This is a genomic window from Paenibacillus ginsengarvi (assembly GCF_003626695.1).
Classification (GTDB): Bacteria; Bacillota; Bacilli; order Paenibacillales; family NBRC-103111; genus Paenibacillus_AB; species Paenibacillus_AB ginsengarvi.
On record NZ_RBAH01000021.1, the window covers coordinates 106,630 to 122,665 of the forward strand.

Here is a 16,036-nt window from a genome sequence, read left to right on the forward strand (position 1 = left end):
TCCTGTATTACTTACTACTGCTATATAGTATTACATAATAGTCGACCTGTCAATGGCGTTTATCAAAATGGGCCTTTCTCAAAAGCCTGTTCCAGCAGCTTTGGAGCAAAACTGAGCGGTTACGGTTCTAAAAACAGCAAAAAAGCTCCCCTCTGCGGAAGAGGAGAGCCATGTAAAGGATCATGCGATTTCATGGAACAAAATAAACATATCGGGGCCTTATTCGGACCAAGACATCCTGCATACGGAGCCGGATGCTACGGCCCCGCCTTAGCCCCGGTACCACTCCGCCTGCGCGCGAAACATGGACGCGTACTCGCCGCCGGCCGCCATAAGCGCGTCGTGCGTTCCTTCCTCGGCGATCGCCCCGGCCTGCAGCACGACGATCCGGTCGGCAAAGCGGGCCCAGCCGAGCCGGTGCGACACGAACAGCACCGTCCGCCCTTTCGCCAGCTCGCGAAACGAGCGGTACAGCTCGCTCTCGCGCTGCGGGTCGAGCGCCGCCGTCGGCTCGTCGAGCACGAGCAGCTGCGACTCCCGAAACGCGGCGCGCGCGATCGCCAGGCGCTGCCACTCGCCGCCGCTCATACTGCGACCGCCCTCCGTCAGTTGCCCCACGCGACCGTCGAGCCCTCCCGCCAGCCGCTCGGGCGAATCGATGCTCGCCGCGCTCAAGGCGCGCCGCAGCGATTCGTCGTTCGCCCCCGCTTCCAGGCGCCCGAAGGTGACGTTATCCCGCAGCGTCGTTTCGTACCGCACGAAATCTTGAAACAGGGCGGATACGCGCCCGCGCAGCTCCTCCGGCTCCAGCTCCCTGTAATCGACGCCGTCCCATAAGATCCGGCCGCCGGTCGGGCGGTACAAGCCGAGCAGCAGCTTGACGAGCGTCGACTTGCCTGCGCCGTTATCGCCGACAAGCGCCACCGTTTCTCCCGGATGGAGCGTCAGCCGGATATCTCGAAGCGTCTCGCTCGCCGCGCCAGCGTACTTGTAGCTCACTCGCTCCAAATCGATTCGCCCAGTACGTCCTATGGCAGCGGTGGCGGCACGAATGACCGGCGTCTCCGCTCCTCCTTCTCCATCGTCCTTCCCTGCGGTCGCAAGGGCCGGACGACTGGGATCGCCCGTCTCCTGCTTCGCCTCGCGGAGAAATTCAATCAGATCGACGATTTTGGCGCTCTGGATATACATTTTCCCGACCGGAAACGCGGCCCGGCTCGATATGCCGTACGCTCCGCGCATCGCCTGAAAGACGACGATAATCGTACCGGCCGTCATAAACCCGTCCGCCATCCGCGAGGCCATCCACACGAGCGCCCCGAACAAACCGGCGATCTGCGCGGCGGACGAGGCGATACCGCGGCGGATTTCCCGCCGGTTGGCGTTGCCGCGGAGCACGAGCGACCGGAGCATACCGCCGGCGAACTTGTCTGTCAGATACGGGATCGATCCGGCGATCCGCATATCCCGGATCGTCTCCGGCCGTACGATCGTCTCGCGCAAGTAGTCCGATTCCCGACCGGAGCGAGTCAAGTCGCGGTTCAGCCGCCGTTTGACCATATCCGCCTCGAGGCGAATCGTAAACGAAAACGCGAATACCGCCGCCAGCAGCAGCGCGATACCAGGCCCGGCAGCGGAAGCTACGGCGAGCAAGCCGAGCAGTTCGGTGGCAAGCCGCAGCGCCGAGAACGCGTTCTGGAGCACGCCGAACAAATCTTCCCCGGCGACGGCCCGGGCCCGCTGCAGCCGGTCGTAGTAGACCGGATCGTCCATCTTCTCCAGCGGCGCGCGAACGGCGCTTTGCTGCACAAGCGATTGCACGAGCATCGAGGCTTTGCCGCGAAAATGGGAGTCTGTCACGTTCTGCGCGCTCGTTACGATAACGCGAAGCAGCGCGGCGCCAAGCATCAGCGCGAGAGGTGTCAACGCCTCGCGGGCGCGCTCGGACCAGGACCCGACACCTGCTCCTGCGCCGGAGACAAACAGATCGATAAGCTGCTTCTGCGAGGCGAACAGCGGAACAAGCAGCGCCCCGAGGAGCAGCGGAAGCAGCAGCCATACCGCCGTCAGGACGGGCATGCTGCGCCCTATGGTTACAAGCAGCGGAACGACTCCGCGGACGACGGCCGCTAGCGAATTCGACTTCATCTTCTCCTCCTCACTCGTACCAGCTCGATTGCAGACGGAACATCCGGCTGTACACGCCGCCGAGCGCCATAAGCTGCTCGTGCGTCCCTTGCTCCGCAACCGTCCCGTCCTGTAACACGATAATCGAATCGGCCAGCTTCGCCGCCCCGAGCCGGTGGGTGACGAGCAAAGCCGTCCGCCCGGCCGTCACCTCCATAAACATCTCGAACGCTTCCTTCTCGGCCAGCGGATCGAGCGCGGCCGTCGGCTCGTCGAAGAAGACGAAACCGGAGTCGCGCAGCAGCGCCCTTGCGGTGACGAGCTTTTGCCACTCGCCGCCCGACGGCTCGAAGCCGCCGAACATGGCGCCAAGCTGGACGTCCAGATCGTACGGCTTGCTTCCGGCCAAACGAAGCGCCTCGTGCAGCGCCGCATCGTCCGCCAGCGCATCCAGACGGCCGATCGCCGTATGCTCCCGCACCGAAATGTACAGCTTTGCGAAATCCTGAAACACCGCGGACAGTCCGCCGCCCTCCGCCACACCCATCAATCGCCGACCTGAGCCGTCCTTCCAGACGACCTCGCCGCCGGTCGGGGCGTACAAACCCGCCAGCAGCTTGACGAGCGTCGACTTGCCCGCGCCGTTGTCGCCGACGAGCGCCACCCGGCTGCCCGCCGTTATCGTCAGATCGACGCCGCGAATCGTTTCGCGCTCCACTCCCGGGTAACGGAACCGGAGCCCCGTAATCTGCACCGCCATTCCACCGGATGAGGCGGCAGTCTGCCCCTCGTCCGTTATCGGTGCGTCGTCTTCAAGCGACATATAGGCGTTGTAGTCGTCCCACCTCATCTGCTGCCTTCGCAGCGTAACGCCGCTTCCGATCAAGCCGGGAAGCCCGGAGACGAGCATGGCCCCGCTCAGCAGCAGGATGGAAAAGTCGCCTGCGCCAAGCCGGCCTGCACCTGGCAGCAGAACAAGCAGGGCCGCGAGCAGAGCGCCGACGACGGCCGATAAAAACTCGGGGCCCAGCTTGCGCAGCTCGGCCGACCGGACCGCCGCGCCCGTTTCCCGGACTTGTCGCTCGGACAACTCGCGCCAGCGCCCGCCGAGCAAGCCGCCCAGCCCGAAAAGCCGAATTTCTTTGGCCGCCTCCCGCTTCGTCAGCAGCGAACCGTAGTAAACCACCAGCCTGCGGTCCGGGGTTTGATCGCGGGCGAGCCGCTCCATACGGTCCGCCGCGCGACCGGAGACGAACGCCAGCAGGAGCGAGGCCGCGCATACGGCGGCGGCCGGAATCCACTGACCGTACAGCAGCAAAATCGCCAGCAGCGCCCCGTTCTGTAACGCCGATGTCAACAGCTGAATGCCGGTATTGTAAATGTCGTACAACGATGCCTGCATCGCCCGCTCGCGCAGATCGTGCACAGCCGGCGACTCCGCTGCGGCGAGCGGGAGCCGGCCCGCCTTTTGCAGGATGCGCCTCTGTCCTTCAACCGTCCCGATCTCGTTCAGCCGCGTCTGCGCCATCGGCATCGGCACGCCCAGTATAATATTGCCCATAACACGCAGCGCGGCGATCAAGGCGGCTATCGCCACGATCGGTCCGAGCGAATCTTGCGCCGACCAGGTTCCGACGCGGTCGACAAACGTTTTGACCAGCCATAGCTCGGCTGGCATAACCGGCAGCGACACAAGAGCAGCCAGCGCCATCACAAGCACAGGCTTCCGTTCCAGCGCGTACAACACAGCGGTCGCTTCGCGAAAGCATCGAACATAAGAGCGTATACGGTTCAACCTCCGATCGTTTGCGTCCAGAGCGGTATTTTCGTGTAAAGCCCTGGCAGCTAATAGCGGCATTCCGGTTCCGCCTGCAACCGACTGAAGAGCTTTTCCATTATACTTCCGCCGTCATCCGCCCGCTACGGAAAGAACCGCCTTAACCGTTCTTTCTGCTGCGCACCCGCCCCAAACCCAAAAAAGCTTACGGCAGCCGCCCGAAGGCGGAGCTGTAAGCTTCCTCGTTTGCTAACGCGAACTTCACTTGCCGCACGGCTTCCGCCTGCCGTTACCCTTTCAGCGAGCCGATCAGCGCGCCCTTGGTGAAATATTTTTGCAAAAACGGATAAACAAGCAGAATCGGCACCGTCGCAATGATGATCATGCTGAACTTGACGGTAACGGCAATATTCGGAATCGGCTCCTGCAGCATCGTATCCAGGTCTTGGGACGACATCTGGAACAACAGCTGCCGAAGCAGCACTTGCAGCGTATATTTCCCTGCATCGTTTATATACAGCACCGCTTGCATGAACGTATTCCATTGGCCGACCGATGTAAACAGCGTAAGCGTCGCGATGATCGGCAGCGAGGACGGCACGATGATGCGGAACAGCAGCCCGATGTCGTTGCAGCCGTCGATTTTGCCCGAATCCTCCAATTCGGACGGAAACGAGCGGAAGAAGGATACCATAATCATCACGTTAAAAGCGCCGACGGCGTTCGGCCAGATGAGCGCCCACAGGCTATTGATCAGCCCCAGCGACTTGACGACGAGGTACGTCGGGATCATGCCGCCCGAAAACAGCATCGTGAAAAAAACCATAAACAGCATGGCGCTCGAGCCGGAGACCCTTTTCTTCGACAACGTATAAGACATCGTAATCGTCATCAGCATGCCGACCGCCGTTCCGACAACGGTAATCCACACCGTGTTATAAAACACCCGGACGAAATTTTCCGTCCCGAACACGGTCGTGTAAGCGGCCAGCGAAAATCCTTTCGGCCAAAACAAAATCATCCCCTGATGAACCAGATGCGGCAGCGACAAAGAGCCCATGAGCACGTTCCATAAAGGATAAATCATAATTAGCGACAATAACCCGAGAACCGTATAAATGATGAAATCGTTCAGCTTGACGACTAAACGGCTGGACATTCGCTTCCCACCTTAAAAAAGCGCATATTCGCTCGTCTTGCGAGCGACGTAGTTGGCCGACAGGACCAAAATCAATCCGATCACCGATTTGAACATGCCGATCGCCGTCGCATAGCTGAAATTGCCCTGCATCACGCCGACTTTGTACACATAAGTGTCGAACACCTCGGCCACGCTTAAAACCGCCGGGTTGCCCATCAAATACAGCTGATCGAACGACAAATCGAGTATGCCGCCGAGACGCAAAATAAGCATCAGCACGATCGTAAACATAATTTGCGGCAGCGTGATATGCAGCATTTGCTTCCAGCGGCTGGCTCCGTCGACGCGGGCCGCCTCGTACAGCTCGGGATTGATACCGGCGAGCGCCGCCAAAAAGATGATCGTGCCCCAGCCCATTTCCTTCCAAATCGACTGCATCGTAACGAGTCCCCAAAAGTAGGACTCATCCTGCAAAATTTGCCCTTGATAGCCCAGACTTGCGAAGAAGGCCATCCCCGCTCCCTTCGAGTCGAGGAACGTGATCGTAAGCGAACCGATGACGACCCAGGAGACGAAATGGGGCAAGTACATGACGGTCTGGACCGCCCGTTTGTACAGCATGTGGCGAACCTCGTGCAGCAGCAGCGATAATAGAAGCGGCGCCGGAAAAAAGAAAATCAAATTAAGCAGGCTGATAACGATCGTGTTGCGGAATATTTTCCAGAAGTCGGCGTAATGGAACAGCCGCTCGAAATGATAAAATCCGACCCAGTCGCTTTTGAACATGCCGAGAAAAGGATTATAGTCTTGAAACGCAATCAAAATCCCGTACATGGGCGCATATTTGAAAATTAGAAAATAACAGATGCCGGGCAGCGCCAGCAAATACAACAGCCGGTCCTTCGCGATTTTTTTGCAGTATTCCCCGAAACGCGATTTCGCGGTTTCCGTTCTGGCCAGCATGTCCGAAGCTCCTTCCTGAACCAAACGGCGAACGGGTCCCAACGAACCCGCCCGCTCGCGCCTACATCTTTTTCATAAATTCGGTGACTTCGTCGACGATTTTGTCGCCTTCAAAGCGCGAGTACCAGTCTTTGACGACTTGGTCCCACTGGCTCAGCTGGATTTTGCCGATAATCGCCTTCGAAACGTTCTCGACGATAAAGCTCTGAATTTCGCTGCGATATTTCGTCAGTTTAGGCGAATACGCTTCGGAGGTCGTCGTGTACTTCAGATACGGCTCGTTCATGACGGCCGCTTTGCTGACCAGCTCCTGCGTTTCCTGCGATGTTTGCTTGGACACACCCACTTCGGCGGTCGGCTGCAGCGTTCTCGTATAAAGAAGCGTGCTCGGCTTGTTTTTCGCATACGCGTCCTTGTTGACGTTGATATTCCTGCTCGCGTCCTTCGTATAATCGACGCCTTCGACGCCGTAATTGGAGAACGCTTCGCCTTCCTTCGTCGTGCCCCATTCCAGCCATTCCATTATCTTTTTCATCTTTTGCGGATTGCTAGCCGCCGATTTGGATATAAAAATGCCTGCGAGCGATACCCGCGCCTTCGCCCCGCGGTCGCCGTGAGGACCGACAATCGCTTCCATCGGCACGAGTTTTGCGTTCGGATCTTTTTTCTTCAGCCCGTTCGGCTCTTCCAACGCGTTGATTAAAGTCCCGTACGAAAATATCAGGCCCGCCGTCCCCTGCGAGCTGATCTTCGAATTGCTGCCCGACGCGTCCGTCGTAATAAAGTCCGGATCGATCGCCCCGGCCGCATACGCCTTCTGCATCCAATCCAAAAATTCCTTGAACCGGGGATCGGCGATTTGCGGAACGTATTTTCCGTTCGCCTGCTTCATGAAAGCGTTATCGAGACCGAACGCTTGAGCGATCCCGTTCGTCCCTTCCAGACCGGGCTCCAGGAAACCGTTCGATAACGTAATGCCGTACGTATCGTTTTTGCCGTTTTTATCCGGATCGTTTTTGGCGAAAGCCGTCGCCACTTTCAGCAAATCGTCGGTCGTTTTGGGCATCGGCAGCTTTAGGCTTTCGAGCCAGTCCTGCCGGATGAGCGGGATGTCGCTCGAATTAACCGGATTGATCGCCCCCGTAATCGCCCATATTTTGCCGTCGTATCGGACCCGGTTGTACTTCTCGAGCGACTTCAAACCCGGATACTGTGCGATGTACGAATCGAGCGGCACGATTTTGTCCGCCTGGATGAGCGACATGACCAGGGAATCGAGTCCCAGGTTCCAGACGAACGCGTCGGGAATGTCTCCGCCGGCCAGCTTCACTCTTATTTTTTCTGCGTACAGATTGCTCGGGTACATCTCGAATTTGAACTCCGCCCCGATCTTGTCCTGCAAATACTTGATCGCCGGGTTTTCCTCGGTGAGCACGGCCGGCGGATCGGCGCTTCTTGCTACAGTGATCGTTACTTTCTGCGCCGCTGCGCCCGATTGCGAATCTTTCGTAGCCGTTCCGCTTGAACCGGACGAGCAGGCCGACGCGGCCAACAGCGTGAGCGCGAGCGGCAGCACGTACAGCCTCCGCATCGTTTTAGTCCTTGCCATGTATGGTGGCCCCCTTCTTTGGTGTATGTCGGGACGCTCGGAGCCTGTCGCTCGTTCTTCATCCCAAGCCGATCATACCGGTATCTGTCCGGCGCGATCCATAATCAATTCCGCCAAACGGGCCGCTTTCGGGCAGGTGAAACGATGTGTCATTTTCGTCAAAAGCCCGATTTGCGCCAAATGACCATCGATCGGCTCGGGGGTTTAGCCGTTTTTTAGCGCCTTTGCGGCGGAGCGGTACTGCCCGGGTGCTACGCCGACTTCCTTTTTGAACATGCGGGAGAAATTTTGCGCGTTGCTGTATTGCAGCCTTCTCGCCACCTCTTCCACACTGCAGTCCTCGTTCTCGAACCACAGCTTCGCCCGTTCGATCCGCAGCTGCAGGACCAGCTCGTTAAACGTGGCGCCCTTCTCCTCCTTCAGCGCCTGCTTCGCAAACGATACGGGGATGCCGAGCTGCTTGCAGCACGATTCGATTTGCAGATCGGATTCGATATGCTCTCTCGCGTGAGCCTCCAGCTTCGCGGCAGCAGCGGCCAAACCCGTCCGGTGCTGCTCCTCCAGCCGCGAGATCAGCCTATCGATGCAATCCCGCTTGAACCAGGCCGCCCACGCTTCCAGCGACGAAATCTGAAGCAGTTCGTCGAGCTTCGGTTCCGGCACTTCCAGCCCTTTCGCGTAGGCATAAAATTGGTGGTATACCGATTGCGCCAGCTCGACCATATGGCTTTGAAACCACTTGTAGTGGACGTTCTCCTTGTCCTTCAACTCGAATATCGGCCCAAGCGCCTTGTAGGCAAGCTCGCGGTCCCGCGTTCGTATCCCGTAAAAAATATCGCTCCCCATCTCGCGTAACGGGAAGCGGATCGCCTCGGCTTCCTCGTCCGGCACGTTCGCCTCATATATTTGATTCCCGCCGGAGATCAGCTTCCTGTCGAGCATCTCGTGCGCTTCGCTATAGCAAACGTTCAGATGGCTAACGTCGGAACGTATTCTGCTGACGCCGATCGAGACGGTGACCGGAAAATGTTCCTCGATAAACCGGTGCAGCGTGCGCGTAATATGCCGCGTCGTCTCCTCCAGCGCCCCGGCCGCCGGGTCGTCGCTGCTGATAACGGCCGCCGCCCGGCTCCTCCAGGTATTGACGGCAAAGCCGTACCCTTTCTCGTCGATCACTTCCTGCATCAGCGAAACGACTGCGTATTCGAGCGCCGCCACATCCCAGGCGGAATAATCGCTTTCCTGCGGCAAGTCCAGCTCGACGCAGAAGCAGCAAAACGCATTTTCTTTAAACGGGATGCCGTACTGTTTCATTTTTTTGAGCGATTCGGGCGCTCTCGCTCCGTTTTCCAGAAAGGACAGGCCAATCGCGCCTTTCAGCTCGGGCAGCATCTCGTCCGACTGCCGTTTCCAATCCTTGCCCTGGCTGACGACGCTTTGCACGATCGACAAATACGCATCGAACTCGTTGCGGGCCGACCCTTGCCTCGCCTCGAAGCCGGCGGCGTTCGTATCGAGCCAAGATTTCAGACGATGCCAGCCCCTCCAGAGCACATGCGACGATATGAACGACAGCACGACCGCCGCCAGAAACAAGGCAATCGATATTTTAAGCGTAACGTCGCGTAGAAAGATCGCTTTGTGCAAAAACGTTTTGTTTGAAATGGCGAAAGCGTAGCTCCAGCCGTTAAAGGACGGAGGCAAATACGTAACGAACGTGTCGTCCGCGGTAAAAACGGAGCTCGTATTTCTATTGTTCGGATCGGCCGGGGCGGCTTCCACGTCCCTGTTGATGCGCTCCACCCAGCGGCCGACCTCGGCGTCTTCGAAAACGCCGCGGCTTGCCAGCAGTTGTCCGTATTCGTCGATAATTAAATAGCTGCCCGACTTGTTGTACGTATTCGTCCCGAGAAACGTATCGTACAAGGCCGGATTGATATGGTACAGCATATAGACGGTCTGCCGCTCGCTGAATACCGGAAGCTTGCGGATAAATACGGAAACCGGCATCTCCTTCACCTGCATGCTCACAAAGGCCGACGATACGTTCATCTGCAGAAATTTGGCGATCACCGGCTCGTATTGGTCGTATTGGACGAGCATCGCGCCATTCGTGGCGATCATCTCCCGGGTTCTCGCGTTGTAAACGGCGATATTGTCCACATAGTCGATCGAGGCATGTATGCGAGTCATCAGCTTCAGCAGCGTGGCCATCTCGGTCTGATCGACTTTGTCCTGGACGAGCCGCTCGGCTTCGGGCACTGTTTCGAATTGAAGCGTCAACTGGTTGATATTCTGGAAGTAGTTTTCAATTCTTTCTCTCGTGTTCAGCAGCGACACGTTGTACGCGTTCCTCACTTCCTGCTTGATCGAAGAAGCGGAGATCATGTACATGAACATGGACAAGCAGGTAATACACAGCGCGATTATGATCAACGTAATCGTCATCGTCTGCAGTTTTTTGGATCGCATGCGAAAGCCCCGCCTTCTCGTCTGTGAGGTTTCCTGGTCTGCCTTAGTAATTCGGCGGCCCGAACGCATTATCCTCCGCAGGCGCCGGGCTTCAAGGCCAACGCAAAACAAGACCGGTCGCATGGACCGGCCTTGTTTTGCGTTGGCCTGATGATATGAATCCCGAAGGAAAAATGTTCTACAGGCTGATCGTGCTGCGCTTCTCCGCCGCCTGATAAGCCGCAATCGTAAAAGCGAGCGTATTGATGCCGTCGGCGTAGCTGCACAGGATCGACTCCCGGGAGCCGGAGGCGACCGCTTCGACGAAAGCCTTGTCCTGCACGTAGCTCGGATCTTGGCGGGAAGTGATCGTAATATTCTGCGTATTATCGATAATGGAGACCGTCCTGCCGTTGCCGGTAATATTCACCATAAAGTCGGCGCCGATGAACTTGATTTCCGAGCCGCTGAAATGCGTCGACAGGCAGGATTCCGTAATCGTGCCGACCGCTCCGGATTGCAGCGAGAACGAGACGGCTCCCGCATCCGGGATCGTCGTCTCGGGCTTCAGCGTTTGCAGCGAATTGCGGCCGAATTGCGCCGTAACATCCTTGTATTCGCCCGCCAAATAACGGATCATATCGATCTGATGCGTCACCGCATCGCCCAGATTGCCGCCGGACATATGCAGCTGGCTCCACCAGGGAGCCGGGTGGGAGCCGCCGATCCGGAACGCCTGGATCAGATGAATCGTCTTGCCCTCCAAATACTGCTTTACCTTCTGCACCGTATCAAAGTAGCGAAGCACGTAGCCGGCCGCGTTAATTACGCCAGATTCGCGAATCGTTTGCTCCTTCTGGCGTACTGGGGCGAGTTCCAGGCCGAGCGGCTTTTCCACGAAAATGTGGATGCCGCGCTTTGCGGCGATTTCTTCCAATTCGCCGCGGGCAAATTGCGGAACGCAGATGAAGACGGCATCGATTTCCTGCGGATTCAGCAGGGCGTCCGCGCTTTCGGCAACGCGCGCTCCTACGAGGGCTGCAGCTTCCTGTGCGCCGGCCGTGTTCAGGTCGAAGATGGAGACGATCTTGGCTTGCTCTACTTTTTTGAGCGCGTTAATATGGCTTCTGGCGATACCGCCGGCGCCGATCATACCGATTTTGACAGTCATTGGTTTGTATCCTCTCCGTGATGGATTCAGGTTCAGGCGAGCGGCAATTGGACGCTCTTGCCCGTGGCGATTGATTCGTCGATGGCGAAGCTCACTTCCATCGATTTATACGCATCCCGGAAGTCGCAGCGGGTGGACGTTCCGTTTCGCAGGGACAAGATGAAATCGTCGATTTCTTCCACGAACGGGTGATGCGAGACGTCTCCGCTGTCCGGAAGTATCGTCGGAATGGTGGTGTAATCCTTTTGCCCCGGCAGCTTGTGGGTGAATAGCTGGTTGTTCATAATCGCGCCCTTCTCGCCGAGCAGATGCACGTTGAACTTGTACGGCGTCTTGCATTCGAGCGAGGAGGATACTTTGCCGATCCCGCCGTTCTTCAGCTTGAAGATGGCGATTGCGTTCGGATCGAACTCATATTCCGAATCGGCCCACGTCCGGCAGCTGTAGGCGGTAACCTCGGTAATATCGCCGGCGAAGTAGCGCACGGCATCGACCGCGTGGCAGCCTGCGGACAACATGCTGCTGCCTCCTTGCGCTTTCGTTTTGCTCCAGCGGTATTGCCCGTACTGCGGGCCGACATGGTGCCAGTAATCGATCTGCGCCATATACACGCGTCCGAGGGCATCATCCTCGATCAGCGCCTTCGTATTCGCGAACGAAGGATTCCAGCGCAGTACGAAGCTGACGACCGTATGTACGGGATCTTTCTCCAGCGCCTCGGCCATGCTCCATAGTCCTGCGCGGTCCATCGAGAGCGGTTTCTCCATGACGAGATGTTTGCCGCATTTGGCGGCGAATACCGCCTGCTCCGGACGCAAATCCGGCGTTGAGCACAGCACGACCGCATCCACATCCGCCGCCTGCACCGCTTCCTCGTAGTTCGCCGTAACGCGCGCTTCGATCCCGAGCTCGGCCAGCCTGCTCTTCGCATGCTCCGTATTTTTGCTGATAACCGCCGTGACCTCGGCATCCGGACGCGCCGCAATCGCTTTCAAGTATTCCCCGGCTACCCATCCCGTTCCAACAACGGCAAACTTAAGCGTCCCCATTGTGACTCCTCCTCTAATGGCAATAAGCATTCGATTCCAAGCCATTCGTCAGGTCGTGACCAAGATGCGCCTCTTGTTTATTATAAAAAAGAGGGTGTGAAAATGGAGTGAAATCGATGTTTCTAACAAACATTTATTTGTTTGTTTTAAACATTTTATCACGAAGTTGACGGATGTACCACGATTAATTTCAGCTTCGGCCGTTTATTTCCATGCCCTAAAATATGAATTGGCAATTGTATCGGGCTTCATTTCCTTATAAGATAGGTGCAAGGAACGATTGTTCCCGGGCTAGCAGGCGGGAAAAGGCTGTTGCCGCTTTCGACGGCGCCCCTGTCCAAAGGAGTAGATTCGCTTGAACTACGAAACATTCGAGCTGCGCGAGGATCTCGCGATCCGAAGGCTCATTACGTTTTTTTACCGGGAAATGCCGAAAGATTACTTTTTCGCCGGGGAACAGCACGACTTCTGGGAAATCGTCTACGTGGACAAAGGGGAATGGGACGTTACGGTCGACAACGTTCCGTTTCATCTGGAGCAAGGCGATCTCGTTTTCTACGGCCCGAACGAATTTCACCGCGGCGGCGCGGCGTTAAAGTCAACGCCCAACGTGATTATCATTACGTTCGAATGCGTTTCGCCCGTTATGGACTATTTCGCGAGCAACCGCGTTTTTCGCCTGGATGACAGAGAGCGCGCCATCTTCGCCTCGCTCGTCAAAGCCGGCTTCGAGTCGTTCGATCCGCCGATCGACTCTCCGAAAATGCGCAAGCTGTACCGCCGCGAAGGAGCGCCGTTCGGCAGTGAGCAATTGATCCGCAACCATCTGGAAAATATGCTGATTCAGCTGATCCGGCGCGGGCAGCAGGAAGCTCCCGCCGATAAACCGCCGTTGGCGGTGCAGGAAAACCGGGTTCACGATATTACGTCGGAAGTTACCGAATACATGAAAGCCCATCTGCGCGACGACTTGACCATGGAGGAGCTGTGCCGAAAGTTCCAAGTAAGCCGGACGCTGCTGAAGACGGCATTTAAGCAGCAGACCGGACAAGGCGTGCTGGAAGCGTTCAATCAGCTCAAGATCGAGCGGGCCAAAGCGCTCATTCGCGAAGAAAAGCTGAGCTTTACCGAAATCGCCGAGGAGCTCGGCTACAGCAGCATTCATTACTTTTCGCGCCAGTTCAAGAAGCTTGCAAACATGACGCCGACGGAATATGCCAGGTCGGTGAAGCTTCGCGCTCTGGACGACCAGTCCGGCTGCTGGGATTCGTATTGACGTTAGGAGGATCGCAATGCCGCGCAAAAAGCAGGTTACGCTGCGCGATTTGGCCAAGCTGCTCGGCTTGTCCGCCCATACGGTATCCAAGGCGCTACGCGGCTTGCCCGGCATGTCCGAGGAAACTCGCTCCTCCGTGCTGAGGACTGCTGCCTCCCACGGCTACCGGACGAAGGATCAGGAGCGCAGCCTGGTCGTGGAACGAATCCCGATCATCCCTCATATCCCGCGCCGGTTCAAGCTGATCGTTCCCGGCTCTCAGTTGAACTCCCGCATGCCCCAGCTTTTGCTCGAGGGGCTGCAAAGCAAGCTCGGCGAATACGGCCATTCCGTCGACGCCGTCGTACTGCCCGCGGCGGTTTCAAATCGTCCTCTGTTCGACGCGTGGATCGAGAAGCATCATATCCCCTACTCGGACGGCATCTTTATCTCGCCGATTATTGGCGAGAACTGCGAGCAGATGCTTCTTGAGCTGCCGCTATCGCGCGTGCTGCTTAACTTTCCGCCGCCCGCGGCGGAAGCGGATAGCGTCGTATGGGACGTGGGCACGGCGATTTATCAGTCCGTGCGCCATTTGACCGCTCAAGGCCACAAGCGAATTTTGTACATCGGCGGTATTCAGGAGTACAGAGGTTTTCGGCTGCGCTGGAGCAGCTTCGTGCAGGCGATGCGGGAGGCCGGTCTGGAGACGCAACCGGAAGAGCATATGACAGGCGAATACCGCTCCAAAGAGCTGTGGATGGCCAAAGCGAAGGAATTCATGGAGGGGAGACGGCCAACGGCCGTAGTGGTAGCAATAGGCGACCGGGCGTTGTGGATACGCGAGGTGTGCGAGGCGCTCGGCAAGCGGATACCGGATGACATCTCGCTCATCAGCCTGGAGCATGAGCTAAACGCCTCCTGGCCCGAGCTTTCGCGCCCGGTGCTGCTCATCCGCGAATGCGGCATACGGGCCGCCGAACGAATGCTGTGGCGGGTAGCCAACCCTAATGTGCCGTTCGAGCATATTATGCTGCAAGGCGGGTTTTATAAAGGAAATACAGTATTCCCCCAAAAGTGACGTGAACCTTCGCGGCTTATTCCGGGTACTTTCGGGGGAGCCCCGGGAAAAAAGGCCCCCAAAAGTGAAGCGGGCCTGCGTAGCGGTATTCCGGATACTTTCGGGGGAGCCCCGAGGAAAAGGTCCCCCAAAAGATTCATTTTCGGTTTTGGCTGGTGCCTCCACCAGGCCGGCCTTTTGCAGATAGCAGTCTTTCAGGACTGCTATCTGTTTCCAAATCGGCGTTTTTGAACAATAGAGTGCTTTTGAGCCTCCTATTCCTTCGCAATAACCGCTAACAAGGGGGAATGCCCCGAAATAACAGTCCCAAAAGGCTTCTATATCTAGTGTAGTCGCGAGAGTCCGCCAGATTAACGCGCCCTAAGGACTCTTATGCATAGGATCGGTGTGTTGCCGCCTACTGTGAAGCTTCGGAGAAATGCCAGCAAACGCCGGCCGGGTCGATCATATGAATTTCACGCTTGCCCCACGGATATTGCATCGGCTCCTTCGCCGTGATCGGGTATTTGCCCGATTCCGCGATCGCCTGCAGCTCGGTCCACATGTCGTCCAAGCTTTCAACGGACATTTCCAGCATGAAGTTATCCTGCATCTCCCGGTTGTGGAAATTTTGCAAAAAGAACTCCTGATCGCCGCTGCGAAACAACGTCAGCCCGTCATCCGCGAACAGCTTGACGAAGCCGAGCTCCTCGAAGAAGCTTTGCGCAAGCAAATACTGTTCGCCCGACGGAACGAACGGCCGAAGCTTGACCGCCTTCATTTTATTCACACTCCTCGCCTATTCGTTCGAGTCCTTCGCCTGTTACCGGCAAGCCTGCTGCGACCGCTTCAGACGGTCACGCTAGTTGCAATTTTGAACAGTCCGGCCTGTTTTAACGGCAGCTCGGTCGCCTCGTCCTTTTTCAGCCCTGCCGCTTCCCCATTCAGCGCAATGTTGACGAGCCATTTCGTAAACGGCGCCACGTTCATCGCCGCCATCTCCTCCGCATCGAAGAAACCCGCCGCGTCCACCTCATAGTTATCCGGAGTCGGTTCTCCGCTTACGTATTCCATCTCGAAGGCGACGTAAACATTATGAATGTCGCGCGGCTGATCGCGCACGGCAAGCACGCCGACCGCCCGGCTCACGATGCCGGCTTCCTCCAGCACTTCCCGCTCGATCGTTCGCTCGATCGGCTCGAGCTGTTCGATATAGCCGCCCGGATTCGTCCAGAAGCCCTTGCCCGGCTCCTGGGCTCTGCGGACGAGCAGCACTTTCCCGTCCCGCTTCAGCAGCGCGCCTACGCCGATGCTGTACGATCCCCAATGCACGAACGGACAGCTCGGACAAGCTAATCGTTCGTCGCCATCGATCGTTCTTTTCTCCAATTTCGTTCCGCAGCTTGAGCAATATTGCACGGTTGCCATCTTCA

At 57.4% G+C, this 16,036-nt stretch carries 12 protein-coding genes; 2 read left to right on the forward strand and 10 right to left on the reverse strand.

Annotated elements, in window-relative coordinates; translation table 11 throughout:
• Positions 1–270: 270 nt before the first annotated feature.
• The 8 genes from D7M11_RS24830 to D7M11_RS24865 all read right to left on the reverse strand — a co-directional run bounded on the left by D7M11_RS24830 (position 271) and on the right by D7M11_RS24865 (position 12,288).
• On the reverse strand, positions 271–2,148 hold the full coding sequence (locus tag D7M11_RS24830) for an ABC transporter ATP-binding protein (protein ID WP_120749961.1): 1,878 nt from the start codon (positions 2,146–2,148) through the stop codon (positions 271–273).
• 10 nt (positions 2,149–2,158) lie between these two features.
• Positions 2,159–3,922 carry an ATP-binding cassette domain-containing protein gene (locus tag D7M11_RS24835; RefSeq protein WP_240041297.1) on the reverse strand — a complete coding sequence of 588 codons (1,764 nt, stop codon included), beginning with the start codon at positions 3,920–3,922 and terminating at the stop codon, positions 2,159–2,161.
• A gap of 271 nt (positions 3,923–4,193) precedes the next feature.
• Entirely contained in the window at positions 4,194–5,063 is an 870-nt protein-coding gene (locus D7M11_RS24840; RefSeq protein ID WP_120749962.1) for a carbohydrate ABC transporter permease, read from the reverse strand.
• A gap of 12 nt (positions 5,064–5,075) precedes the next feature.
• Positions 5,076–6,008, reverse strand: coding sequence for an ABC transporter permease (locus D7M11_RS24845; RefSeq protein WP_120749963.1), 933 nt, complete (start codon positions 6,006–6,008; stop codon positions 5,076–5,078).
• Between the two features lie 61 nt (positions 6,009–6,069).
• The gene (locus tag D7M11_RS24850) at positions 6,070–7,617 is read right to left on the reverse strand and encodes an extracellular solute-binding protein (protein ID WP_120749964.1); all 1,548 of its coding nucleotides are present in this window, start codon (positions 7,615–7,617) and stop codon (positions 6,070–6,072) included.
• Between the two features lie 204 nt (positions 7,618–7,821).
• The gene (locus D7M11_RS24855; RefSeq protein WP_158606819.1) at positions 7,822–10,089 is read right to left on the reverse strand and encodes a helix-turn-helix domain-containing protein; all 2,268 of its coding nucleotides are present in this window, start codon (positions 10,087–10,089) and stop codon (positions 7,822–7,824) included.
• A 178-nt stretch (positions 10,090–10,267) separates the two neighbouring features.
• Positions 10,268–11,239: a Gfo/Idh/MocA family protein gene (locus D7M11_RS24860; protein WP_120749966.1), complete on the reverse strand. Its 972-nt coding sequence runs from the start codon at positions 11,237–11,239 to the stop codon at positions 10,268–10,270.
• A 32-nt stretch (positions 11,240–11,271) separates the two neighbouring features.
• Positions 11,272–12,288 (reverse strand): Gfo/Idh/MocA family protein, encoded by a 1,017-nt coding sequence (locus D7M11_RS24865; RefSeq protein WP_120749967.1) that lies wholly within the window; start codon positions 12,286–12,288, stop codon positions 11,272–11,274.
• Positions 12,289–12,643: 355 nt separating this feature from the next.
• Here D7M11_RS24865 and D7M11_RS24870 point away from each other — a divergent pair, with 355 nt between their 5' ends.
• Positions 12,644–13,564, forward strand: a complete 921-nt coding sequence (locus tag D7M11_RS24870; protein ID WP_120749968.1) for an AraC family transcriptional regulator — start codon at positions 12,644–12,646, stop codon at positions 13,562–13,564.
• A gap of 16 nt (positions 13,565–13,580) precedes the next feature.
• Positions 13,581–14,624, forward strand: coding sequence for a LacI family DNA-binding transcriptional regulator (locus D7M11_RS24875; RefSeq protein ID WP_120749969.1), 1,044 nt, complete (start codon positions 13,581–13,583; stop codon positions 14,622–14,624).
• A gap of 397 nt (positions 14,625–15,021) precedes the next feature.
• Here the strand turns inward: D7M11_RS24875 and D7M11_RS24880 are convergent, their stop codons facing one another.
• Together D7M11_RS24880 and D7M11_RS24885 are read right to left on the reverse strand one after the other, a co-directional pair.
• Positions 15,022–15,384, reverse strand: coding sequence for a VOC family protein (locus tag D7M11_RS24880; protein ID WP_120749970.1), 363 nt, complete (start codon positions 15,382–15,384; stop codon positions 15,022–15,024).
• Between the two features lie 68 nt (positions 15,385–15,452).
• Positions 15,453–16,031, reverse strand: a complete 579-nt coding sequence (locus tag D7M11_RS24885; protein ID WP_120749971.1) for an NUDIX hydrolase — start codon at positions 16,029–16,031, stop codon at positions 15,453–15,455.
• Positions 16,032–16,036: the final 5 nt, after the last annotated feature.